Annotated in this window: 23 protein-coding genes; 12 read left to right on the top strand and 11 right to left on the bottom strand. The window is 64.5% G+C overall.

The genetic code is table 11. From position 1 onward, the window contains the following. Positions 1–44: 44 nt before the first annotated feature. Genes B9A11_RS04065 through dapE form a run of 3 tightly spaced genes read right to left on the bottom strand, consistent with a single transcriptional unit; the run spans position 45 to position 2,166 of the window. Positions 45–620: a TIGR04282 family arsenosugar biosynthesis glycosyltransferase gene (locus B9A11_RS04065; RefSeq protein ID WP_058245647.1), complete on the bottom strand. Its 576-nt coding sequence runs from the start codon at positions 618–620 to the stop codon at positions 45–47. After that, positions 617–1,030, bottom strand: coding sequence for a GNAT family N-acetyltransferase (locus B9A11_RS04060; protein ID WP_058245648.1), 414 nt, complete (start codon positions 1,028–1,030; stop codon positions 617–619). Before B9A11_RS04060 ends, B9A11_RS04065 begins: the two co-directional genes overlap by 4 nt. Then, positions 1,027–2,166, bottom strand: coding sequence for a succinyl-diaminopimelate desuccinylase (gene dapE, locus B9A11_RS04055; RefSeq protein WP_058245649.1), 1,140 nt, complete (start codon positions 2,164–2,166; stop codon positions 1,027–1,029). The genes B9A11_RS04060 and dapE overlap by 4 nt, the downstream gene beginning before the upstream one ends. 343 nt (positions 2,167–2,509) lie before the next feature. On the opposite strand from dapE, the gene B9A11_RS04050 reads away from it, so the two are divergent. The 3 genes from B9A11_RS04050 to B9A11_RS04040 all read left to right on the top strand — a co-directional run bounded on the left by B9A11_RS04050 (position 2,510) and on the right by B9A11_RS04040 (position 6,363). Continuing rightward, positions 2,510–4,090, top strand: a complete 1,581-nt coding sequence (locus tag B9A11_RS04050) for a Hint domain-containing protein (RefSeq protein ID WP_306345498.1) — start codon at positions 2,510–2,512, stop codon at positions 4,088–4,090. Continuing rightward, positions 4,087–5,160, top strand: a complete 1,074-nt coding sequence (locus B9A11_RS04045; protein ID WP_058245651.1) for a Hint domain-containing protein — start codon at positions 4,087–4,089, stop codon at positions 5,158–5,160. Before B9A11_RS04050 ends, B9A11_RS04045 begins: the two co-directional genes overlap by 4 nt. Before the next feature lie 156 nt (positions 5,161–5,316). Continuing rightward, positions 5,317–6,363 carry a transporter substrate-binding domain-containing protein gene (locus tag B9A11_RS04040; protein WP_058245652.1) on the top strand — a complete coding sequence of 349 codons (1,047 nt, stop codon included), beginning with the start codon at positions 5,317–5,319 and terminating at the stop codon, positions 6,361–6,363. A gap of 117 nt (positions 6,364–6,480) precedes the next feature. Here the strand turns inward: B9A11_RS04040 and B9A11_RS04035 are convergent, their stop codons facing one another. Next, on the bottom strand, positions 6,481–6,804 hold the full coding sequence (locus B9A11_RS04035) for a hypothetical protein (protein ID WP_058246387.1): 324 nt from the start codon (positions 6,802–6,804) through the stop codon (positions 6,481–6,483). Positions 6,805–6,966: 162 nt separating this feature from the next. Between B9A11_RS04035 and B9A11_RS04030 the strand changes: the two genes are divergently transcribed. Then, a complete protein-coding gene (locus tag B9A11_RS04030) occupies positions 6,967–8,007 on the top strand; it encodes a Hint domain-containing protein (protein ID WP_058245653.1) in 1,041 nt (346 codons plus the stop codon). A 2-nt stretch (positions 8,008–8,009) separates the two neighbouring features. Here B9A11_RS04030 and B9A11_RS04025 read toward each other — a convergent pair whose 3' ends face one another. From B9A11_RS04025 to B9A11_RS04015, 3 genes are all read right to left on the bottom strand, one after another. Next, a complete protein-coding gene (locus B9A11_RS04025) occupies positions 8,010–8,255 on the bottom strand; it encodes a GlsB/YeaQ/YmgE family stress response membrane protein (RefSeq protein ID WP_058245654.1) in 246 nt (81 codons plus the stop codon). Positions 8,256–8,397: 142 nt separating this feature from the next. Continuing rightward, positions 8,398–9,225: a 2,3,4,5-tetrahydropyridine-2,6-dicarboxylate N-succinyltransferase gene (gene dapD / locus B9A11_RS04020; protein ID WP_058245655.1), complete on the bottom strand. Its 828-nt coding sequence runs from the start codon at positions 9,223–9,225 to the stop codon at positions 8,398–8,400. An 80-nt stretch (positions 9,226–9,305) separates the two neighbouring features. Then, positions 9,306–10,238: a threonine/serine dehydratase gene (locus B9A11_RS04015; RefSeq protein WP_058245656.1), complete on the bottom strand. Its 933-nt coding sequence runs from the start codon at positions 10,236–10,238 to the stop codon at positions 9,306–9,308. 72 nt (positions 10,239–10,310) lie between these two features. On the opposite strand from B9A11_RS04015, the gene B9A11_RS04010 reads away from it, so the two are divergent. Then, positions 10,311–11,153: an LOG family protein gene (locus B9A11_RS04010; protein WP_058246388.1), complete on the top strand. Its 843-nt coding sequence runs from the start codon at positions 10,311–10,313 to the stop codon at positions 11,151–11,153. A gap of 3 nt (positions 11,154–11,156) precedes the next feature. Here the strand turns inward: B9A11_RS04010 and B9A11_RS04005 are convergent, their stop codons facing one another. Then, positions 11,157–13,025: a polysaccharide biosynthesis protein gene (locus B9A11_RS04005; RefSeq protein WP_058245657.1), complete on the bottom strand. Its 1,869-nt coding sequence runs from the start codon at positions 13,023–13,025 to the stop codon at positions 11,157–11,159. Between the two features lie 362 nt (positions 13,026–13,387). Between B9A11_RS04005 and B9A11_RS04000 the strand changes: the two genes are divergently transcribed. Then, complete coding sequence (locus B9A11_RS04000; protein WP_058245658.1) at positions 13,388–14,410, top strand: aspartate-semialdehyde dehydrogenase; 1,023 nt, start codon at positions 13,388–13,390, stop codon at positions 14,408–14,410. 307 nt (positions 14,411–14,717) lie between these two features. On the opposite strand, the gene B9A11_RS03995 is transcribed toward B9A11_RS04000, so the two are convergent. Beyond that, complete coding sequence (locus B9A11_RS03995) at positions 14,718–15,179, bottom strand: hypothetical protein (protein ID WP_058245659.1); 462 nt, start codon at positions 15,177–15,179, stop codon at positions 14,718–14,720. Between the two features lie 124 nt (positions 15,180–15,303). Here B9A11_RS03995 and B9A11_RS03990 point away from each other — a divergent pair, with 124 nt between their 5' ends. Further along, positions 15,304–15,621, top strand: a complete 318-nt coding sequence (locus B9A11_RS03990) for a hypothetical protein (RefSeq protein WP_058245660.1) — start codon at positions 15,304–15,306, stop codon at positions 15,619–15,621. Positions 15,622–15,631: 10 nt separating this feature from the next. Here B9A11_RS03990 and B9A11_RS03985 read toward each other — a convergent pair whose 3' ends face one another. Then, the gene (locus tag B9A11_RS03985) at positions 15,632–16,273 is read right to left on the bottom strand and encodes a carbonic anhydrase (protein WP_058245661.1); all 642 of its coding nucleotides are present in this window, start codon (positions 16,271–16,273) and stop codon (positions 15,632–15,634) included. 145 nt (positions 16,274–16,418) lie between these two features. Between B9A11_RS03985 and B9A11_RS03980 the strand changes: the two genes are divergently transcribed. The 5 genes from B9A11_RS03980 to B9A11_RS03960 are packed head-to-tail and all read left to right on the top strand — an operon-like array spanning position 16,419 to position 20,963. Continuing rightward, on the top strand, positions 16,419–16,799 hold the full coding sequence (locus B9A11_RS03980) for a hypothetical protein (RefSeq protein ID WP_058245662.1): 381 nt from the start codon (positions 16,419–16,421) through the stop codon (positions 16,797–16,799). Positions 16,800–16,857: 58 nt separating this feature from the next. Then, positions 16,858–18,240, top strand: a complete 1,383-nt coding sequence (locus B9A11_RS03975) for a leucyl aminopeptidase family protein (RefSeq protein WP_058245663.1) — start codon at positions 16,858–16,860, stop codon at positions 18,238–18,240. Then, entirely contained in the window at positions 18,237–19,085 is an 849-nt protein-coding gene (locus tag B9A11_RS03970; RefSeq protein ID WP_058245664.1) for a C40 family peptidase, read from the top strand. The genes B9A11_RS03975 and B9A11_RS03970 overlap by 4 nt, the downstream gene beginning before the upstream one ends. 52 nt (positions 19,086–19,137) lie before the next feature. After that, the gene (speB, locus tag B9A11_RS03965) at positions 19,138–20,088 is read left to right on the top strand and encodes an agmatinase (protein ID WP_058245665.1); all 951 of its coding nucleotides are present in this window, start codon (positions 19,138–19,140) and stop codon (positions 20,086–20,088) included. Further along, the gene (locus tag B9A11_RS03960; protein ID WP_058245666.1) at positions 20,085–20,963 is read left to right on the top strand and encodes a hypothetical protein; all 879 of its coding nucleotides are present in this window, start codon (positions 20,085–20,087) and stop codon (positions 20,961–20,963) included. The genes speB and B9A11_RS03960 overlap by 4 nt, the downstream gene beginning before the upstream one ends. Here the strand turns inward: B9A11_RS03960 and B9A11_RS03955 are convergent, their stop codons facing one another. Then, positions 20,964–21,305 (bottom strand): DUF2794 domain-containing protein, encoded by a 342-nt coding sequence (locus tag B9A11_RS03955; RefSeq protein ID WP_058246389.1) that lies wholly within the window; start codon positions 21,303–21,305, stop codon positions 20,964–20,966. It abuts the gene before it with no gap. Positions 21,306–21,374 lie beyond the last annotated feature (69 nt).

The following is a 21,374-nucleotide window of genomic DNA, read 5'->3' as shown; positions in this document are numbered from 1 at the left end:
AGGGGCGCGTCATGTGACATTCGATGGCAAAGCGACCTTGGGCGTTATTTCCCGCGCAAGGCGATCAGATCGGCGGCAGTGTCCACGTCTTGCAGGGTGTCGATCTGGGCAATGCGAGCGCCTTTGATGCTGTTTTGCGTGTCGACCAGCGCGTGTTCCGTGGACCAGCGGACGTTGTGGAACAGGGTCTTGGGCGGGGTGTTGCGTGTGCCCACCAGCCAGTAGCCGCCGTCAGGCGCGGGGCCGAACACTGCGTCGTGGTTCCCCAGCGCCCGGAACGCCCGCCAAATCGCCGCGCGGGTGACGCCGGGAATGTCCGCGCCGATCACGCAGACCGGGCCGGGAGGGGCGGCGCGCATAGCGCGGGCCATCCGCTGGCCGAGGTCGCCACTGCCCTGAGGGATGCGCGGCAGCGCAGGCCAGACGCGGCTGGTGACGGCGGTATCAGGGGCGACGGCCAGAACGACTTGCCAGCGCGGGTCTTGGATGCGCCTCAACAGCGAGGTGACCGCATGGCGGAACCACCACGCCGCCGCCACCTGGCCTATGTCGCGGCCAAGGCGGGTTTTCACCCGGCCCGGACGCGGTTCCTTGACCATGACGATCAGGGTGCGCGTCACAGGGCGCGTTCCATTTCCTGATGCGGCACGCCGCCGTCGTCGTAGACCGCGCCGATGGGGGTAAAGCCCAGCTTGGCGTAGAAACCCTGCGCGCGGACCTGTGCGCCAAGGACCACGCGCTTGGCCCCTTTGCTTGCGAAATACTCGATCCCGTAGCGCACCAGTTCCGCCCCGAGGCCGAGGCCCCGCGCGGTTTTCAGCACGCAAATCCGGCCAATCCGGCCTGCGTCCCCTTGGGGGATCAGGCGGGCGGTGGCGACGGGCTGGTCTTTGACGTGCTTGACCAGATGCACCGCAGAAGCGTCGAGGTCATCCCACTCGTCTGCCTCGGTAAAGCCTTGCTCTTCGATGAACACGGTCCGCCGCAGGGCAAAGCATTCTGCCGGGTCCGTCGCCACGCTGACCGTCATGCGAAGTAGTCCGACAGGATGCGGCTGTAGATGGCTTTGAGCTGGCTGATCTGGGCCACTTCGACGCGCTCGTCCACGGCGTGCATCGTCTTGCCCACAAGGCCGAATTCCACGACCGGGCAGTGATCCTTGACGAACCGCGCGTCCGAGGTGCCCCCCGTGGTGGACAGTTCGGGGGCGATGCCCGTCTCGGCCTTGACCGCGCCGGCGATCAGGTCAGACAGCGCGCCGGGCGGGGTCAGAAAGCTCTCGCCCGAGATCTTGATCTGCACATCGGTCGTGGTGCCGAACTCGGCGTCGATCTTGGCGGCCTCGGCGCGCAGCCAGTCCGACAGATCGGCCCCGGTGTGCGCGTCGTTAAAGCGGATGTTTACCGTGCCAGAGGTCTTGGCCGGGATCACGTTGGTCGCGGGGTTGCCGGTGTCGATGGTCACAACTGCCAGCGTCGAAGCGTCGAAATGCTCGGTCCCGCTGTCCAGCTCGTGCGAGGCAAGGCGGTCCATCAGCCGCGCGATGGCGGGCAACGGGTTGAGCGCGCGGTGCGGGTAGGCGGCGTGGCCCTGCTGGCCGCCCACAGTGAACCAAGCGGACAGCGACCCGCGCCGCCCGATCTTCATCATCTGGCCCATGTGGTCGGGCGAGGTCGGCTCGCCCACCAAACACACTGACATCTGCTCGCCCTCCGATTGCATCCAGTCGAGCAAAGCGACCGTGCCGTCCAGCGCGTCGGCCTCTTCGTCGCCGGTGATCGCCAGCACCACGGCGCCGTCGGGTGGGGTCTGGGTGACAAAGTCGATGGCGGCGGCGGCAAAGGCGGCCACGCCGGATTTCATGTCGGTGGTGCCGCGCCCGTACATAAAGCCGTCTTCGATCTCGGCCCCGAACGGATCGTGCTGCCAATCCTCAATCCGGCCGATCGGCACCACGTCCGTATGGCCGTTAAAGCCAAAGGTGCGCGCGTGCCCCTTGTCACCCCAGCGGGCGTAAAGGTTTGAAATCCCGCCGCGATCCACGCGGGTGCAGGCAAAGCCCGCGTCCGACAAAAGCTGTTCCAGCAGCACCAGCGCGCCGCCTTCTTCGGGCGTCACCGAAGGGCATTTCACCAGCTTGGCGGTCAAATCTACGGCGTCGATCATGGCTGTCCTCTTTGGTCCTGTGGCGCGGTTGGCCTAGGGCTATCCTGACATGCGAGTTTTGGCAAATGTGACGTGATTGCATCACGGTTAGGGCGAAAATAGGGCGTTCCCTAGGGTCAAGCATTAATAAAGCCTTAACGTTCCCCTCACGCGTGTGTTACCGCTTGGTCAATAAATAAAAATGCCGAGGCAGGCGAGCGTATCCAGTCACAGATTTCCCAAAGGCCAAGAGCGCGCAAAGCGTCTGGCCCTTTGAGCGTTGTCATGCCCCGCGCGAGCATTGAGGCATAGCATGGTCGCTCCTTCAGAGTTGGCAATCAATACCAGTGCGTCTGCGGTACAGATGGCCGAAGCGATTTTCGGCGATGGCGTGACGGTGGTCAGCGCCAGCTACACCGGGGCGGCCCAGTCTTCGGGGATCTACAGCGGCGGCTACAGCACCTCGCCTGGGGTGACCCCTGCGGACAGCGGGGTGATCCTGTCGACGGGGCAGGTGCAGGACTTTACCAACAGCGCAGGCACGGGCGGCGGGGGCGGCGGCGGCTGGTGGGGCTGGTGGCAGAACCAGAATTCGACCAACTCGAACCAGCAGACCAACACCTCGACCAACACCTCTGGCCCCGATGGCTTGGCGGATTTCGATCAGGCGGCGGGGGCGGACACCTTTGACGCCTCGTTCATCGACGTGGATTTCATCCCCACGGGCGACGTGATGACCATGCAGTTCGTGTTCGCCTCGGAGGAATACCCCGAGTACACGACCTCGCTGTATCAGGACTTTGTCGGCGTCTGGGTGAACGGCGTGCAGGTGGACGTGGGCTTTGGCGATGGCGACGTGGATCCCGGCAACCTCAACGAAGGCGCGAACGAGAACCTCTACGTCGACAACACCGCCGACCAGTACAACACCGAGATGGACGGCTTTACCGTCACCATGACGCTGACGATCCCGGTGGTGGCCGATCAGGTGAACTCTATCCGGATCGGCATCGCGGATGTGCTGGACGCCAACTACGACTCGAACCTGCTGATCGGCGCGAACACGGTGCAGACCACGATTGTCGCCATGCAGGACGAGATCAGCGTGAACCCCGTCGGCGCGCGGACCTTTGACGCGCTGGCGAACGATCTGAACGACACCGGCGGCGTGCTGACCATCACCCATATCAACGATGTGCCGGTGGTGGCGGGCGATACGGTGACGCTGACGACCGGGCAGGTGATTACGCTGAACCCCGATGGCACCATGAGCGTGCTGGGCGACGGCGACGAAGAGACGATCAACTACACCTACACGGTCCAGAGCAGCACCGGACAGACCGACGTGGGCGTGGTGACGGTGAACTCGGTGCCGTGTTTCGTGGCGGGGACGATGATCGACACGCCCGAAGGCACGTGCCCCGTGCACATGCTGGAGCCCGGCGATCTGGTGCTGACGCGCGACAACGGCCCGCAGCCGGTGCGCTGGATTGGCTCTCGGGTGGTTGAAGCCAAGGGCGACATGGCCCCGGTGCGCATCGCGGGCGGCGCGCTGGGCGATCACCGCACGATCATGGTCTCGCCGCAGCATCGCGTGCTGGTGCAGGACATCATGGCGCATCTGATGTTCGAGGAACCCGAGGTGCTGGCCTGCGCCAAGTATCTGGTCAACGGCCAGTCTATCCGCGTGGTCGAAGGCGGGCAGGTCGAATATGTCCACCTGCTGTTCGACCAACACGAGATCATCCGCGCCAATGGCCTCTTGTCCGAGAGCTTTCTGCCCGGGCCGCAGACGAGTTCGGTCTTTGAGCAACAGACGGTGGCGGAAATCACCCAGCTGTTCCCGCAACTGGACCCAGAGACCGGCAGCGGCTACGGTCCTCCTGCGCGGCGAATATTGAAAAAACACGAAGCAGCCGTCTTGCGCAGAGGTCAGGTGGCATGAGCTGGATTGCGATTTCCGGGCAAGGGCGGGCGTGGGTCTGCCCCGAAACCTTTGGCGCCACGGCGGCGCAGAGGGATGTCCTGATGCCGCGCGGGTCGATCCTGATCGAAACGCGGCTGTCGCCGGATGGTCGCCCGCAGACGCTGCTGTCGTATGAACGCTCGCACCCGTGGAAGGGCTCGATTTCGTTCCGCGCCGTGCCGGGGGGCGGGATTGTGCTGGTGATGAGTCAGGGCGAGGACGTGTTTCACACCGTCTTGCAGCACGCGCATGACGCGCGGACAGACGTGCTGCGCGTGACCTTTTCGTGGGACAGCGAGGCGCGCTTTGGCCGGATCGCGGTGGAGCGCCCCGAAAGCGATACGGTGGTGATGCAGGACACGCCCGCGCCGCCGCCGATGCTGCTGGAGGACATCTATACCCTGACGCGCCGCCCGCAACTGTGCGAGATGGACGACGACGTGGTGTTCTTTGCCGTGTCCGACGAGATCGAGCCGGTGGGGCCGATGCCGTCGCTGGTAACCCAGGTTCCGGTGCTGACGCCGCGCGGCTACCGCCCTGTGAGCGATCTGAAATGCGGCGACACGGTGATGACCCGCGAAAGCGGCGTGGTGCCGGTGCTGGCGCGCGTGGAACGGCGGGTGCCGGCGCTGGGCTCTTTCCAGCCGGTGCGGCTGCGTGCGCCGTACTTTGGCCTGCGCCACGATCTGGTGGTCGCGCCGCACCAGCGGCTGGTGATCGGCGGGTCCGAGGTCGAGTATATCTTTGGCCGCGAAGAGGTGTTGATCCCGGCGCTGAGTTTGGTCAACGGGTTCGCCGCGGTCTACGAGGAAGGCGTGCGCATGGTGCGCTATCACCAGCTGGTGCTGCCGGGGCATGAGCCGCTGATTTCTGCCTCGTCCGAGTTGGAGAGCCTCTACGTGGGCCGGTTGCGCCGCCGCAGGGACGAGCTGGCCAAGACGCTGCTGGGGGCTGTGCCGCGCAACCTCATGCCGGAACACGCGCGGGCGGGGCTCAAGGTCTTGCGGCCCTTCGAGGCGATCACCCTGGCCGAGGCGCGCGCCGCCTGACGGACACACGCGGCCTGCGGGTGACGCAAGGGGAGTTATCCTCTTATGGTTAATATATAATCCTAAAGGATAGGACGCCCCCCAAAGGGCTATTCTTGACCTATGTTCTGTGTCAGAGGCAAACCCTGAAACGGCGAAAAGCAGGCGGGGCGCGGAATGAAGCAGGTATGGCTGTATTTGACACTGGTGCTGGCGTTGCTGACGGCCGGCGGACAGGCCATGGCCCAAGCGCTGACCTTTGCCACGGTCGAGCGGCCGCCGTTTTCCATGGGGCGCGAGGACCAGACCGGCTTTAGCATCGACCTGATGCGTGCGGTGTCCGACCAACTGGGGCGCGAGGTGCGCTTTGTGACCGTGGACAGCTTTGGCGAGATGCTGGGGCAGGTCGAAAGCGGCGCGGTGGATGGCGCCATTGCCAATATCTCGATCACGGCGGCGCGCGAAGCAGTCATGGACTTTACCCTGCCGGTCTTTGAAAGCGGGCTGCAAATCATGGTGGATGGCGGGGATCGCCTGCCGCTGTGGCGGCAAATCCTGACGTGGCAAGTCGCGGCCTACCTGGCGCTGGCGCTGGTGGCGCTGTGGGGGATCGGGATGCTGATGTGGGTGTTCGAACGCCGCAAGCAGCCCTATTTTGACCGCCCCGCGCGCGAGGCTGTCTTTCCGGCCTTTTGGTGGGCGCTGAACCTGATCGTCAACGGCGGCTTTGAAGAGCGTCAGCCGCGCTCTGTGCCGGGGCGGATCATGGCGACGGGGATGGTCTTTGGCAGTTTGTTCGTGGTCTCGCTGTTCGTGGCGCAGATCACGGCGGCAATGACGGTGAATGCGCTGACCTCGTCGGTGACGGGCCTGAACGATCTGGACACGCGCCGCGTTGGCACGGTGGCGGGATCGACCGCCTCGGCGTTTCTGAGCGCGCGCTCGGTCGAGCATCACACCTACGCGGGCCTGTCGGACCTGCTGGAGGCGTTTGAAACGGGGATGATCAATGCTGTGGTCTTTGACGCGCCGATCCTGCGGTATTACCTGTCGCACGAGCCGGCGTCCGACGCCTACCTGGTCGAGACGGTGTTCCGCGCCGAAGACTATGGCATCGCCCTGCCCTCGGGGAGCGCGCTGCGTGAGCCGCTGAACCAAGCGCTGCTGACCCTGCGCGAGAATGGCAGCTACGCGGCGCTGGTGACGAACTGGTTTGGCGATTGATCCGCGCCCCTGCTGATCCGCGTTCCTGTGTATCCAAAGGGGGCGTGATCCAAAGGAGCGCTACCGCGCGCTTTTATTCCCAAAGCCGAGAGGCGACGTGTCCCGCCAGCGTGGCGCTTAGTCGTGGAACGGCGTCACCTGCGCCACGATCACCGAGTTTTCCTCGAGCGCGCGGGCCATCAGCTCGCGTTCGTCGTCTTCGATCTCGTGGCCTTGGGCCAGCCGTTCGTCCAGCGTGCCATAGCCGGTCACGTCCAGCGGCGCCATGTCGGCCTGCTTGAGGATCGCGACGGTCTCGCGCACGGCTTCGGCCTCGTCTACGCCGGAGGCATAGCACATCAGGGCCGCGCCCGTTGCGTTCTTGGGCAGGCCATCGCCGGACTTGCGGCCGACCTCGACCAAAAGGGTGAAAACCTGCTGTGTGCGCGTCTTTTTTGTCATGTCAGCGCAATGCAGCGCGGCGCGGCAAATGTCAATTGTGGCAAGACCACGGAGCGCTCGGTTCATAAAGGTTAGTAAAGCCCCAAAGCTGCCATACTGCCGCCCCTCCGCATCGGTAAGAGCTTACGTAGCGTAGGTTTTGCAGGTGAGTCAGGGTCGACGATGGATTTTCCGGTACAATATCAGACGCTGAATGCGGCTCTGATCCCGGACACCTTGCTGTCGGCGGACTACAACCTGTTTTTCTCCTCCCTCGATCCCGTCAGTGCCCTGAGCACTCTGACCGACGACACCGGCCTGCTGTATGTGGGCGAGCAGATGGTGATGGATGGCCGCAACGTCGAGATCCTCGGGTCGGGGACCGCGCAGCCGGGCATACAGATCCTGTCCTTGGTGGTGCCGACGGGCACGGCGGTGGACGTGGTCTATATGCGCGATCTGGATACGGGCGAGCTGATCCTGTCTTATCCCGACTCGCCGCCGAACATTCTGTCGGCGATTGCGCTGGTGCTGACCATCGACGAGGTCGGCTACAACATGAACACCGCCGCGCCGGTGTGTTTCTGCAAAGGCACGCGGATCGCCACCCCAAAGGGCGAAGTGCCGGTGGAAAAGCTGGAAAAGGGCGACGTGGTTCTGGATTACAGCGGCAATCCCGTGGTCATCGAGGCCGCCACCGAGACGCATTTCGACACCCCGCCGCCGGATTGGGCGCCCATCGTGATCGAGGCGGGGGCCTTTGGTGATGGGCTGCCGAAACGGCGGCTCAAGGTGTCGCCGCAGCACCGTTTGTGCCTGCCGGGGACGGACCCGTCCTCGGGCGAGGCGCTGCTGGGGCCAGCCAAGGCGTTTACCAAGCTCAAAAGGGTGCGTCAGCGCCAAAAGCCCCAGCCGGTGACCTATCACCACCTTGTGACCGAGCGGCATGTATTGTTGCGGGCCGAAGGCGTCCCGGCGGAGTCGATGCTGCTCGCCGATCACAGCCTGATGAACCTGCCCCGGACCAAGGTGCAGCGGCTGGCCAATGCCTTGCGCTGTTCGGTGCCAGAGCTGTCGCGGCATGGGGCGGCGAGGCCGTGCGGGCGCATTCTGAGCACGCAGGACACGCGCAAAATGGTCGATGCCTGGGCCGTGCAGGTGTCATTAGGCGTCACGCGCGCGTGGCCAGAGCCGAGGCCGCCGCGCCTGCGGTTGGCGCAATAGGGTCAGCCCTTGAGCTGGCGGTAGACCCAGATCAGCAGGCTGGCCCCGGCGGTGCCGACGACGAACTGCGGCAACCACGCGTCCTGCGCGTAAATCCCGGCGCGGCCCAGCAGAAAGTTCAGCACCACGGCCCCGACGATGCCCAGGATAATGTTGGTCAAAAGGCCGGTGTCGGCCTTCATGATCTTGGACGCGATCCACCCGGCCAAACCGCCCACGATGATCGACGCGAAAAATCCCAGTCCCATGGTTCCCTCCGTTTGCAAAGGTTAACGCCCGCCCGTCGCGCAGGTTCCCGCACCGACAAGAAAAAACCCGAACCAAGCCAAGGCTTGATCCGGGTTTAATCCGAGCTTTCTCAGAAGTGCTAAGACCGAGAAGGGCGGGATGTTAGTCGCGCAGCAGCTCGTTGATGCCGGTCTTGGAGCGGGTCTTTTCGTCGACGCGCTTGACGATCACGGCGCAGTACAGGTTGATGCCGTTCTTGGACGGCATGGAGCCTGCGACCACAACCGAGTAGGGCGGCACTTCGCCGTACATGACTTCGCCGGTCTCGCGGTCGACGATCTTGGTCGACTGGCCGATGAACACGCCCATGCCAAGGACGGACCCTTCGCGGACGATGCAGCCTTCGACGACTTCAGAGCGCGCGCCGATAAAGCAGTTGTCCTCGATGATGGTCGGGCCAGCCTGCATGGGTTCCAGAACGCCGCCGATGCCGACGCCGCCGGACAGGTGCACGTTCTTGCCGATCTGCGCGCAAGAGCCAACGGTCGCCCAGGTGTCAACCATCGTGCCTTCGTCGACATAGGCGCCGAGGTTCACAAAGGACGGCATCAGGACGACGCCGGGCGCGATGTAGGCCGATTTGCGCACAACGCAGTTCGGCACGGCGCGGAAGCCTGCGGATTTCCATTCGCTTTCGCCCCAGCCCTTGAACTTGGAGTCGACCTTGTCCCACCAGCCTGCGCCCTGCGGACCATTGTCGTGCACTTCCATGTCCTTGATGCGGAAGCCCAGCAGAACGGCCTTTTTCGCCCACTGGTTCACGTGCCACTCGCCGCTTTCCAGCTTTTCGGCCACGCGCAGCTTGCCGCTGTCGAGCGCGTTCAGCGTGTCTTCGATGGCTTCGCGGGTTTCACCGCCGGTGGTCGGGGTGATGGTGTCGCGGGCTTCCCACGCGGATTCGATGGCTGCTTCGAGCTGAGCGTTGGACATGGTTGTCTCCCTCGGAATGATTTTTGCTGTCATAGCGCCAAGAGGCCCGTGCGACAATCGCAGAAAACGGATGTTTATTGTCAGGAACCGGCCAAAGGATCGGGCGCGGGGTTTGCGCCGCAAATCAGAACGGCGACTTTCTCGCCCGGTTCGGGTTTGTAAGCGCCCCATTGCAAGGCCGCGAGCGCGCAGGCCCCGGCGGGTTCCACGAGGATGCGATGCGCCTGCCAAAGCGCCTTTTGCGCCTCGATGATCGCGCCGTCAGGGACTTCGACAGATGGAATGCCCTGCGCAGAGGCCAGATCGTAGCAAATCTGCCCGATCTTGCGCGCGCCCAAAGCGTTGGCCGCGACCCCCGACACTGGCACGTCGACCGGCCCGCCCTTGTCCAAGGCGCTGCGCAGCGCGTTGCAGGTCATGGGTTCCACCGCGACGATTTTGCGCGCGCTGCCCGTGGCTTGCGCCCACGCGAGCGCGCCCCCGATCAGCCCGCCGCCGCCCACGGCGATCAGGACGGTGTCCGCCTCTAGCCCTTGGGTTTCCCATTCGCGCAGGCAGGTGCCTTGGCCCGCGACGGTCAGCGGCGCGTCATAGGCGTGGACCTGCATCGCGCCGCGCTCTGCCTCGTACCGCTCTGCCATGGCCAAGGCGTCGGCGTATTCGCCCGGCACCACGGTCAGGTCCGCCCCGGTGCGTTCGATCAGCGCGATCTTGGACGGGCCCGCGATCTCGGGGACAAAGATTTGCGCCTTGTGGCCCAAGGTCCGCGCAGCATAGGCCACCGCCGCGCCGTGATTGCCCCCCGAGGCCGCGACAACGCCGCCTTCGGGCACGTCGGACGCGATCAACGTGTTGAACGCCCCGCGCGCCTTGAAACTGGCGGTGTGCTGCATGTGCTCCAGCTTTAGCTCGACCTCGGCGTCCCACAGCGCGCCCGTGCGCATCACCGGCGTGACGACCGTATGCCCATCAATCCGGCGCGCGGCCCTGTCAATTTCAGCTTTCCAATCCATGTCTTGCCCTGTCCGCTGGTGGTTTCCCAGCGGACGCTATAGGTCTTGGGCAACACCAACAAGGAGTGGTCCGTGACCGAAGATCGCCGCAATCCCCTTCGTGATGCCCATCTGGACATCGACACCGCGTCCCATGTGCCGGACACGCCGCAGACGCGATCCCCCACCTACCGGCTGGCCTTTGCCGACGAGGCGTTCCTGTGCCAGGACGCGCTGCGCCCGGTGCGCTTGCAGCTGGAGCTGCTCAAGGTCGACATGCTGCTGAACGAGCAGGGGATCGAGTCCACCATCGTGCTGTTCGGCGGCGCGCGCATCCCCTCGCCGGAAAACAAGGACAAGGCCCGCACCCAGTCGCTGGCCGATCTGTCGCATTTCTACGAAGAGGCGCGGCTGTTTTCCCGGTTGATGACCCGCAAGGCGCTGGAAGCCAAAAACAAAGAGTATGTCGTCGTGACCGGCGGCGGCCCCGGTGTGATGGAGGCAGGCAACCTTGGCGCGCAAGAAGAAGGCGGCGTCAGCATTGGTCTGAACATCGTGCTGCCGCATGAGCAAGCGCCGAACCCCTATGTGACGCCGCATCTGGCGTTCAACTTCCACTATTTCGCGATCCGCAAGATGCACTTCTTGATGCGCGCGCGGGCGATCTGCGTGTTCCCCGGCGGCTTTGGCACGCTCGATGAGTTGTTCGAGGCGCTGACCCTGATCCAGACGGGCCGCATGGCGCGGGTGCCGGTGATCCTGTTTGGACGCAAGTTCTGGGAGGGCATCATCAACTGGGACGTGCTGCAAGACGCGGGCACCATCAGCCCCGAAGACCTGAACCTGTTCCGTTTCGTGGAAACCGCCGCAGAGGCCGCCGAGATCGTCGAGAACTGGGAACCCGCCCCGGCGCGCAGCGACATTCCGGGGCGCTAAGCGTTACTGGCCTCGGGCGGCTTCGGTCGCCTGAGCGCCCTCGACCCAGCGCGAGATGACCGCGCGGGCGGCGGCTTCGTCGCGGCTTTCGATGGCGGCGCGCAAGTCCTTGATCGCGGTGGCGATTTCAAACTCGGACAGCGCCTTTTCCTGCGCGCGCAGGATTTTCTGGTGCGGCGTGGTCAGCATGTCGGAAGAGATCAGCAGCTCTTCGTGCAGCTTTTCGCCGGGGCGCAGGCCGGTCACCTGAATTTCGATGTCGCCCTCGGGGTTTTCCTCGTCCCGGACGCTGAATCCCGCGCCTTCGATCATCTGGCGGGCGAGCTTGGCGATGGGCACAGGCTCGCCCATGTCCAGCACGAACACGTCCCCGCCGCGCGCAAACGACCCCGCCAGCAGCACCAGCCGTGCCGCCTCGGAGATGGTCATAAAGTAGCGCGTGACGTTGGGATCGGTCAGGGTGACCGGGCCGCCGCGGGCAATCTGTTCCTCGAACAGCGGAATGACCGAGCCGCTGGAGCCCAGCACATTGCCAAAGCGGACCATGGAATAGCGGGTGCCGGTCGAGCGCGCCGCGAGGTCCTGAACCACCAGTTCGGCAAGACGCTTGGACGCGCCCATGACGTTGGTGGGGCGCACGGCCTTGTCCGTCGACACAAGGATAAAGCGCTCGACCCCGGCATCGCGCGCCGCTTCGGCCAGCAGTTTGGTGCCAAGGACGTTGTTCGACAGGCCCGCCAGAGCGTTCGCCTCGACCATCGGCAGATGCTTGTAGGCGGCGGCGTGCAGCACCACGTCGATGCGGTTCTCGGTCATGACGGACCGCATCAGGCGGTCATCCATCACCGAGCCCAGCACCGGGATCACCGGCATATCCGCGCCCAGATCGCGCAGTTCCTTGTCGATGTTGTACAGCGCCAGTTCCGAGTGATCGACCAGCACCACGGTTTCGGGCGCGCAGGCGATCAGCTGGCGGCACAGTTCCGACCCGATCGAGCCGCCCGCGCCGCTGACCAGAATGCGCCGCCCGGCGTAGGCGTCGGTCACGCCCGGCAGTTCCTTTTCCAGCTGGGTGCGGCCCAGCAGATCCTGGATCGAAACAGGCGTCACCTGTTGGCGCAGCTCGCCCTGTCCGACCAGTTGCGCGAAAGAGGGCAGCGAGTGCACCTCGCACCCCAGACCGCGCAGCCGATAGGCGATCCGCGCCAAGGCGGGGCGGCTGATCGACGGCATGGCCAGCACCACGCGGTCGATCTTTTTCTCCTCGACGAGGGTCTGGAGCTGCGAGGCGGCATAGACCCGCAGGCCAGAGATGTTCAGCCCGTGCAGGGTGGGGTTGTCGTCGACAAAGGCGACCGGCTGGATGCCGTTGCCATGGCGCAGCGCGGCGGCCAGCTGTTGCCCGGTCAGGCCCGCGCCGTAGATCATCACGCGCACCCGGTCGCTGCCGCTGCGGTAGATGTGGGCGATCACTTCGCGCAGGGCCAGCCGCCAGCTGACCGACACCACCGACAGCATAGAGCCGAACAGCACATAAAGCCCGACCGGACGGCCCAGCCCCAGCAGCCGGTCGGCGGTCAGCCCGATCCCCCCCAGCGCCGCGGCGTAAATGGCGGTGCGTACCACGCCCTGCATCTCGTAGCCGTTCAGGCGACTGCGCGTCAGACCCAGCCGCCAGCCCAGCACGGCGCCACAGACCGCAAGGATGCCAATCACCGGAAGGAAAGCTGTGACGGTCGCCTGATCGGCGGTCAATTCCGCCCGCAGCGCAATGGCCATAAGCATCGCCAGCGGGATCATCGCCATATCGATCAGAGTAAAAATCGCTTGTTTTTGTGACCGGCTGAGGACGGTCACCAACTTGTAGAACATGCGTTTTCTTTCTTTGACACGGCGGGATAGCCCCTCGCGCGTGCCGGGTCTTTTGAGTGTGCCAGCAGCGCCCCCAAGGCGCGCCGGTCAGGCCAGTCCGGCCCTAAACCAGACAGACTTTATTTTCCTTAACGGATCGTTAACAGGCAAGGAGGTTTTCACGCAATGCGGGTATCTGGCGGTTTCTCGCGCCAAATGCCGCCGATACGGGCGAAACTTGTGCTGTGAGGCGCGTTTCGCAGGGGCGCTTGTGCATTTGTCCACGAGAATCGCCCTTTCTAATGCCGCCATGCTGCGGTATGCAGCGCGCCTATCGGGCAGGCAGGGGTCTGTCCGGTTTTGCGAACCGATAGGAGGGCCAAATGGGCTACAAGGTCGTCGTCGTAGGCGCCACGGGCAACGTGGGCCGCGAAATGCTGAACATCCTCGCAGAGCGGGCATTCCCCGTAGACGAGATTGCTGCACTGGCATCGCGCCGGTCTCTGGGAACAGAGGTCAGCTTTGGCGACAAGACATTGAAAACCCAGGATCTGGCCACGTTCGATTTCACCGGCTGGGACATGGCGCTGTTTGCTGTCGGTTCCGAGGCGACCAAAGAGTACGCCCCCAAGGCCGCCTCGCAGGGCTGCGTCGTGATCGACAACTCTTCGCTGTACCGCTACGACCCGGACGTGCCGCTGATCGTTCCCGAAGTGAACGCCGACGCCATCGTGGGCTACACGAAAAAGAACATCATCGCGAACCCCAACTGCTCGACCGCGCAGATGGTTGTGGCGCTCAAGCCGCTGCATGACCGCGCCCGCATCAAGCGCGTTGTGGTGTCGACCTACCAGTCGGTGTCCGGCTCGGGCAAGGACGCGATCGACGAGCTGTGGGACCAGACCAAGGCCCATTACAACCCGACCGACGACTACCAGCGCAAGGTCTACCCCAAGGACATCGCGTTCAACGTGATCCCGCACATCGACGTCTTCCTCGACGACGGTTCCACCAAGGAAGAGTGGAAGATGGTCGCCGAAACCAAGAAGATCGTCGACCCGTCGATCAAGCTGACCGCGACCTGTGTGCGCGTGCCGGTGTTCGTGGGCCACTCCGAAGCGATCAACATCGAGTTCGAAGAGTTCCTTGACGAAGACGAGGCGCGCGACATCCTGCGCGAGGCACCGGGCCTGATGGTGATCGACAAGCGCGAGGACGGCGGCTACGTCACCCCCAAGGAATGCGTCGGCGATTTCGCCACCTTCATCAGCCGCATCCGTCAGGATTCGACCATCGAGAATGGCCTGAACCTGTGGTGCGTGTCCGACAACCTGCGCAAGGGCGCGGCCCTGAACGCCGTGCAGATTGCCGAGGTTCTGGGGCAGAAGTGCCTGCAAAAGGGCTGATTCTTCGCCTTTGAGAGTCGAAAAGGCCGGTGCGCAGGGGACTGCCACCGGCCTTTTTCTATGCTTTCGGATAGGTGGGCTGCGCTTTCGGGGGCTTGGTCTATGCGGCGGCGCGCTAGGGCCGGGGCGCATTTTCTGTTAAATTGTTCCTATCAGATCGGCGTTGACGCCAGAACGGTTTACACCGACAGGCCTTGGAAGGGCCGCTCCGCCACTCTGATCTTTGCTCACAGCCGTTAGTGCTGCGGCCCGCCGGATCTCTCTCTCATCTCTCTCATATCTCCGGTGGACCGCGGCAGTTCGGGGCCTAGCCCGCCTGATCGCTGGCGCGCGGCCGTGATGGAAGCACGTCCCATTCGGCCAGGCGCGCCGCGCGGTCCACGCGTTTCGCCATCAGCCGCTCGGCCAACTGCCGATGCGCGCGCCCCGGAAACAAGCCAAAGCGCTGGGTCAACGCGCGATCATCCTGCCCCAGGGCGGCCAGATCGCACAGCGGCAGCTTTTCAGGATGGGACAGTAAGACCAGCGTCCCGGCGTCGTCGCGCAGAACGAAGCCCTTGACCATCAACCGGCCCTGCAATTCCTGCCAACTGCGGGCGCTCTCGAACTCGGAGGACAGCGCGGGCGGCACCGCCGTGGGGGCGTGCAGTACAAGTTCCAGCGCGCGCTGCATCACCGCGTCGACCGATTCGCCCCGGTGATCCGCAAGACGCCGACTCGCGTCCCAAAGGGCGCGCGGCAGTCTGACTGTGACAACAACTTCATCCATGGCGGCAGCTTGGCGCACGGGTGGTTAAGGCTCGGTTACGCTTTCGCTTAAAAGCTGAGACGCATAGGCCGCACTTTCGCCCAACTTCTCGGCGACGCTTTCAGCACAGGTAAGGAGCACCGTCATGCGACATTATTCCGATACACAGGCCGCTTGGCCCACCACCCAACCCGCGCTGGACAGCGAGACGCGCTCGCTGCTGCGCCTGTTCCTCGCGCCGATCTTGGAAACTGCGAACAATTGGAACGATATTTCCAGCGGTCTGGCCGCCAAGGGGTATCGTCTGGGGTTCCGCGACGGGCACATGGTGATCCTGACCACCGCAGGTCAGGTCGTATGCACCGGCTCGGGGCTGGGGGTTCCGCTGGCGCAGATTTCCCAGCGGATTGGCCGCCCCTGCATCAAGGCTGATCGGGGCGGGCATTCTGGGTCTTTGGCCTGAAATCAGGCGCTTAGATCGGCGAGAACGCCTTGGTCTTGGGGTCGTAGCATTCCAGACCGCCTTCGCCGATGTCGGTCCACAGACCGTGCAGGCTCAGCTTGCCTGCCTTGACCGCCTCTTCGACAAAGGGGAAGGTCATCAGGTTGCGCAGCGACACGATCACCGCTTCGCGTTCCAGCGCCGTCGGCATGTTGGGGTCGTCCTTGACCTCTTCGTAGCCGGGGCGCAGGATATCCATCCAACGGCCCACAAAGCTTGAACTTTCTTCCAGCTCGGGCGCGCGACCTTCGCACATGTCCAGACAGCCCTGAACGCCGCCGCACTGGCTGTGGCCCAGCACGATCACATGCGCCACCTTCAGCGCGGTCACGGCGTATTCCACCGCCGCCGAGGTGCCGTGCTGGTTGCCATCGGGCTCGTACGGGGGCACCAGATTCGCAATGTTGCGGTGAATAAAGAACTCGCCCTGATCGGCGCCAAAGATCGACGTCACGTGCACCCGGCTGTCGCAGCAGGAAATCACCATGGCACGGGGGCGCTGCCCTTCGGTGGCCAGGCGCTGATACCACGCGCTGTTTTCCGCGTATTGGGTGGCTTTCCAGCCATGATAGCGCTGAACAAGATAGGCGGGCAGGGGTTTCGCGTGGTCCATCTGATCCTCCGAACGGTGCATTTTGTCTCAGGTAGTCTGTATTCGAGTGAAATTCGAGGGAAAAGACTGTTTGCGCATAACCTTTTGGGAACCGTCCTTTGTCACATTGTGCAGGCCGTGGGGGCGAAAGGAATGGGGTGAGATTGTGAATGAGGTAACGTACCTCGCGCCGAACGAACGGCCGCAGATGGACCCGGAGCAGATTGAAACGCTCTGCACCGACTTGGGTCCATACGCGGCCGAGGATGTCGTTTGTCGCGCGATGGAGGAGCTGGCCCACCGGTTGTGTCAGCTTCAAGAGCAGGCATTGAAAGGCCCACGCGAGGACCTGCACAAGGGGCTGCGCGCGCTGGCCGCGATTGCCGAGCAGATCGGGATGCGTTCGCTTTCGGGCGTGGCGCATGACGTGATGATTTGCATCGAGCTGGGGGACCGGGTGGCCGAGGCGGCGACGCTTGCCCGTTTGGCGCGTATGGGGGAACGGTCCTTGACCGAAATGTGGGAATTGAACGAGTTTTCCCTTTGACCCCTTGCGGGCGGCAGCGCGACAGTTAGGCTTGCGGCACTCCAGATAGGAATGCCCCATGACCCTGACTTTCGCTGCCGCCGACGCACCTTCTCTTCCGCTGTATGTCCTTGAACCGGATGCTGTTTCCTCTTGGCTAGAGGGGCAGTCGCCCGCGACCCGTGCCTGGGTCGAGGCGAACGGCTTTGCCGGGGGGATTGGTGCGGGGTTGATGCTGCCGGGGCCGGATGGCGGACCGATCGGCGCGCTTGCGGGCTATGGCACCGCCGCCCAGCGTGCGCGGGTCCGCTTTGCGCTTTGCGCCGCGATGCCTGCCTTGGCAGAGGGGACATATCACATCGCCAGCGGCCTGCCGCAACAGGACGCCGCGACCGAGGCGCTCGGCTGGTTGCTGTCGGGCTATGCGTTTGGCCGCTACAAGGCTGCGCCGGTCAAAGCCAAGGCCTTGATTGCCCCCGAGGGCGTCGACGCCGCGCGGCTGGAAATCCTAGCCACCTCCGAAGCGCTGTCACGCGATCTGATCAACACGCCTGCCGCAGACATGGGGCCGGACGCCTTGGAAAAGGCGGTGCGCGATGTGGCCTATCGCCTTGGCGGCAAGGTCACGGTGATCAAGGGCGATGCGCTGCTGGACCAGAACTTCCCGATGATCCACGCGGTAGGCCGCGCCGCCGCGCAAGAGCCGCGCCTGATCGACCTGCGCTGGGGCGACACCGGGCCGAAACTGACGCTGGTGGGCAAGGGCGTGTGCTTTGACACCGGTGGGTTGAACCTGAAACCCGGCGCCTCCATGGGCGCGATGAAAAAAGACATGGGCGGCGCGGCCAACACCCTGGGTCTGGCGCGCGCGATCATGGCGCTGGGCCTGCCGGTGCAGCTGCGCCTGCTGATCCCGGCGGTGGAAAATTCGGTGGCGGGCAACAGCTTTCGCCCCGGCGATATCCTGACCTCGCGCGCGGGCCTGACGGTCGAGATCAACAACACCGACGCCGAAGGTCGCCTCGTGCTGGCCGACGCTCTGACCTATGGGGCCGAGGAAACCCCCGACCTGATGATCTCCATGGCGACCCTCACCGGGGCCGCGCGGGTGGCGGTCGGCACCGACCTCGCGCCGTTCTACACCGACGATGACGCACTGGCCGCCGACCTGTCGGCCCAAGGCACCACCCACGCCGACCCCGTCTGGCGGATGCCGTTTTGGGAGCCCTACGAGACCATGATCGAGCCGGGCATCGCTGACCTCGACAACGCGCCTTCGGGCGGGTTCGCCGGCTCGATCACCGCCGCGCTGTTCCTGCGCCGTTTCGCGGGTCAGACGCGCTACGCCCATTTTGACATCTACGCCTTCCAACCGGCCGCCGCACCGGGCCGCGCCAAAGGCGGCCTCTGGCAAGGGCCGCGCGCCATCCTCGGGGCGTTGCCGGGGGCGCTCGGCCTATGAGTTTTCCCGGCCAATCGGACGATCCGCGCTGTCTTCAGGCCAATGACCGTGTCGCGGCGCGCTGGCTGTCGGCGCGGTTTCCGAACCTCACGCCGGTCGACCCGCAGGCCCACTCCGTGACGACACCAGTGCTGGACCTGACTGCCCAGCCGGGCGGCGCGCGCGAGCGGCAGCTGCGCTACGGCGAGGTCTTTGATGTGCTCGAACTCCGCGACGGTTTCGCCTTTGGCACCGCCCAGATCGCCAATTGCGTCGGCTGGGTGGATGCCGCCGCGCTCGCCCCCGAAACCGCCCGGCAAGGCAATCTCGCCCGCGTCACCGCCCGCGCCACCCACGCCTACCCGGAGCCAAACTTCAAAACCCGCGAAACGCTGGCGCTCCCCCACCTCGCCACGCTCAAAACGCAATCGACCGAAGGCCGCTTCACCCAGACCGAACTGGGCTGGGTTCCCTCAATCCACCTGCAAACGCAGACAAAAGACCCGGTCGCCACAGCGGAACTGTACCTTGGCACCCCCTACCTTTGGGGCGGCAACTCCGCCTTTGGGATCGACTGCTCCGGCCTCGTCCAAGCGGCCCTTGCCGCCTGTCACATTGCCTGTCCCGCCGACAGCGACCTGCAACAGGCCTACTTCCCCGCCGCCCAAACGCCGGAGCACCAACGCGGCGACCTGCTGTTCTGGAAAGGCCACGTCGCCATGGTCGCGGACCCCGAAACGCTCATTCACGCCAACGCCCACCATATGGCCACCGCGTATGAAGCGATCCAAGACGCCATCACCCGCATCCAATCCCAAGGCGACGGCCCGGTGACAAAACACGCCCGCCCTGCTCCTTCTCTTTAAAAATATCCAAAAATCCGCCCCCTCCCCAAACGCCCTACCACAAGGAAAGCCCATGCCCTCCGACAGCTTCTTTCACCCGGTCTCGGGCTTTGACCTGCCGCGTTTTGCCGGCGTGCCGACGTTCATGCGCCTGCCGCACGTCACGCCCGACCACGCGCAGTTCGCCAAGGTCGACATCGGCCTCGTCGGCGTGCCTTGGGACAGCGGCACCACCAACCGCCCCGGCCCCCGCCACGGCCCGCGCCAATTGCGCGACGCCTCGACGATGATCCGCGCCCAGCACGCGACCAACGGGATGCGCCCGTTCGAGACCGCCAATTGCGCCGATCTGGGGGACGTCGGCCCCAACCCGGCGGATATTCAGGACAGCATGGCGCGGATCACCGCCTTTTACCAAACGCTCAAGGCCAACAATATCCGGCCCCTGACGGCGGGCGGCGATCACCTGACCTCTCTGCCGGTCCTGCGCGCGCTGGCCACGCAGCCGCTCGGGATGATCCACTTTGACAGCCACACCGACCTGTTCCACAGCTATTTCGGTGGGACGATGTACACCCACGGCACCCCCTTTCGCCGCGCCGTCGAAGAAAACCTGCTCGACCCCAAGCGCGTCATCCAGATCGGCATTCGCGGCACCATGTACGACAGCGAGGACCGCGACTTTGCCGAGGCCGTGGGCATCCGCATCGTCACGATTGAAGAGTTCTTTGCCCGAGGTATCAAGGACGTCATGGCCGAAGCCCGCGAGATTGTCGGCGATCAGGACACCTACGTCAGCTACGACATCGACTTTGTCGACCCGACCTTTGCCCCCGGCACCGGCACGCCCGAAGTGGGCGGCCCCAATAGCTTTCAGGCGCTGCAAGTCTGCCGCGAGCTTTATGGCGTGAACATCGTCGGCGCCGATCTAGTCGAGGTCTCGCCGCCCTTCGACGCCAGCGGGGCCACCGCTTTCCTTGGCGTGTCGATCATGTTCGAGATGCTCTGCGCGATGCTGGCATGAGCCATTTCCACACGCCTCCGCGACCCGAGCCGCTGTGGCTCGATCTGGTCAGCCTCGACGGCGGCGGCTCTTGCCCGGCGCAGTTTTACGGCAAAACGCGCGACGGGCGTGATGTCTACGTGCGCTATCGGGGTGGGCAGTTGCGCGTCCGTGAGGCCTATGGCCCCGGCGACGACGTGATGCGCGGGCGGCTGCTGTGTGATGTGCCGCTTGGTCCGCCGCTGGATGGCGATTTGTCGATGCACCAGTTCTGCACCCTGACCGAAACGCTGGTGAACAACGCGGTGCCGCCCAAGGGCGATGACGACCGCGATCTGGACCTGTCCGGCGCGACGACCTTTTTCCGGCAGAGCGTCTGGCTGTCAGAGCAAACCGCGCAGGAACTCTTGGCCGAGATCGTGCTTGATGTGGCCCCCGCCATGCCGATGGCGCTGCCCTTGCCGGGGGTCACGGTGACGCTGTTCTATCGGCCTTTGGTCCACCCGGACCGGCGTTTGACCCATGAAAACAAGCCGCCGCATCCGGTGGCGCGAAGACTGGGCCAGCCCATTGAGACGCTTTTTGAGGACGGCCCCTATGGCGATCAATTCGCGCTGTGGGCGTCTTTTCCGACCGAGGATGACGTTGTGCGCCAGACGTTAAAGACGCTGGCGCAAAGGGTCGAGGCCGCCGCGCCAGAGGCCCGGACCCAAGCCTTTGATCTGGAAACCGGCGCGCATGTGCCAGAGCAGCACAGATGTGAGCGCATCGACCGCCGCGTTGCGGCGTGGTGCCTTGCCCAAGAAAATCGCTGGCTGCGTGCGCATCCTGTGAAGCAAACGGTCAAGCAAGCGGACGCAGAGGCGCGTTTGATCGGCTGGCGGCCAGAGCCCTAGTCAGTCCACCGCGCGGATCAGCTTGCGTTCCAGAATGCGCAGCACCGTGCGCAGATCGCTGCCCCGTTTCAGCACTTGCCCATCCACGCCGAACAGCGCGTATTCGCCCTGTTTGTTGCGCAGCTTGGGGCGCTTTTCGATGCGGTACAGCGGGTTTTCGGCGGTGCGTTTGAACACCGAGAAAACCGCCACGTCGCGCAGGGTCGAAATGCCATAGTCGCGCCATTCCCCGGCGGCGACCATCCGGCCGTACAGCGACATGATCACGGAAAGCTCCGTGCGGTGAAAGGCGACAACCTCTTGGGTGCTGGGCTGTCCCGGAAAGGGCGTGAAGCTGTTCATACCATCAGAGTTGCGCCGATTGCGCAGCAAATCAAGGGATTTGCCGTAAACCTTGTCACGGCAGGAGGG

Origin of the sequence: Tropicibacter naphthalenivorans (assembly GCF_900176475.1) — a bacterium.
GTDB classification, from domain to species: domain Bacteria; phylum Pseudomonadota; class Alphaproteobacteria; order Rhodobacterales; family Rhodobacteraceae; genus Tropicibacter; species Tropicibacter naphthalenivorans.
Note: the sequence above shows the minus strand (reverse complement) of the source record. Positions and strands in the feature narration are given on the sequence as shown.

What these genes read in the sequence shown, in the direction of transcription:
- B9A11_RS04060 (WP_058245648.1), bottom strand. Translation starts at nt 1,030, where the DNA reads ATGACGGTCAGCGTGGCGACGGACCCGGCAGAATGCTTTGCCCTGCGG.
- B9A11_RS03955 (WP_058246389.1), bottom strand. Translation starts at nt 21,305, where the DNA reads ATGAACAGCTTCACGCCCTTTCCGGGACAGCCCAGCACCCAAGAGGTT.
- dapD (WP_058245655.1), bottom strand. Translation starts at nt 9,225, where the DNA reads ATGTCCAACGCTCAGCTCGAAGCAGCCATCGAATCCGCGTGGGAAGCC.
- B9A11_RS03985 (WP_058245661.1), bottom strand. Translation starts at nt 16,273, where the DNA reads ATGGACCACGCGAAACCCCTGCCCGCCTATCTTGTTCAGCGCTATCAT.
- B9A11_RS04030 (WP_058245653.1), top strand. Translation starts at nt 6,967, where the DNA reads ATGGATTTTCCGGTACAATATCAGACGCTGAATGCGGCTCTGATCCCG.
- B9A11_RS04000 (WP_058245658.1), top strand. Translation starts at nt 13,388, where the DNA reads ATGGGCTACAAGGTCGTCGTCGTAGGCGCCACGGGCAACGTGGGCCGC.
- B9A11_RS04035 (WP_058246387.1), bottom strand. Translation starts at nt 6,804, where the DNA reads ATGACAAAAAAGACGCGCACACAGCAGGTTTTCACCCTTTTGGTCGAG.
- B9A11_RS04005 (WP_058245657.1), bottom strand. Translation starts at nt 13,025, where the DNA reads ATGTTCTACAAGTTGGTGACCGTCCTCAGCCGGTCACAAAAACAAGCG.
- dapE (WP_058245649.1), bottom strand. Translation starts at nt 2,166, where the DNA reads ATGATCGACGCCGTAGATTTGACCGCCAAGCTGGTGAAATGCCCTTCG.
- B9A11_RS04045 (WP_058245651.1), top strand. Translation starts at nt 4,087, where the DNA reads ATGAGCTGGATTGCGATTTCCGGGCAAGGGCGGGCGTGGGTCTGCCCC.
- B9A11_RS03970 (WP_058245664.1), top strand. Translation starts at nt 18,237, where the DNA reads ATGAGTTTTCCCGGCCAATCGGACGATCCGCGCTGTCTTCAGGCCAAT.
- B9A11_RS03960 (WP_058245666.1), top strand. Translation starts at nt 20,085, where the DNA reads ATGAGCCATTTCCACACGCCTCCGCGACCCGAGCCGCTGTGGCTCGAT.
- B9A11_RS04040 (WP_058245652.1), top strand. Translation starts at nt 5,317, where the DNA reads ATGAAGCAGGTATGGCTGTATTTGACACTGGTGCTGGCGTTGCTGACG.
- B9A11_RS03990 (WP_058245660.1), top strand. Translation starts at nt 15,304, where the DNA reads ATGCGACATTATTCCGATACACAGGCCGCTTGGCCCACCACCCAACCC.
- B9A11_RS04015 (WP_058245656.1), bottom strand. Translation starts at nt 10,238, where the DNA reads ATGGATTGGAAAGCTGAAATTGACAGGGCCGCGCGCCGGATTGATGGG.
- B9A11_RS03995 (WP_058245659.1), bottom strand. Translation starts at nt 15,179, where the DNA reads ATGGATGAAGTTGTTGTCACAGTCAGACTGCCGCGCGCCCTTTGGGAC.
- B9A11_RS04025 (WP_058245654.1), bottom strand. Translation starts at nt 8,255, where the DNA reads ATGGGACTGGGATTTTTCGCGTCGATCATCGTGGGCGGTTTGGCCGGG.
- speB (WP_058245665.1), top strand. Translation starts at nt 19,138, where the DNA reads ATGCCCTCCGACAGCTTCTTTCACCCGGTCTCGGGCTTTGACCTGCCG.
- B9A11_RS03975 (WP_058245663.1), top strand. Translation starts at nt 16,858, where the DNA reads ATGACCCTGACTTTCGCTGCCGCCGACGCACCTTCTCTTCCGCTGTAT.
- B9A11_RS04050 (WP_306345498.1), top strand. Translation starts at nt 2,510, where the DNA reads ATGGCCGAAGCGATTTTCGGCGATGGCGTGACGGTGGTCAGCGCCAGC.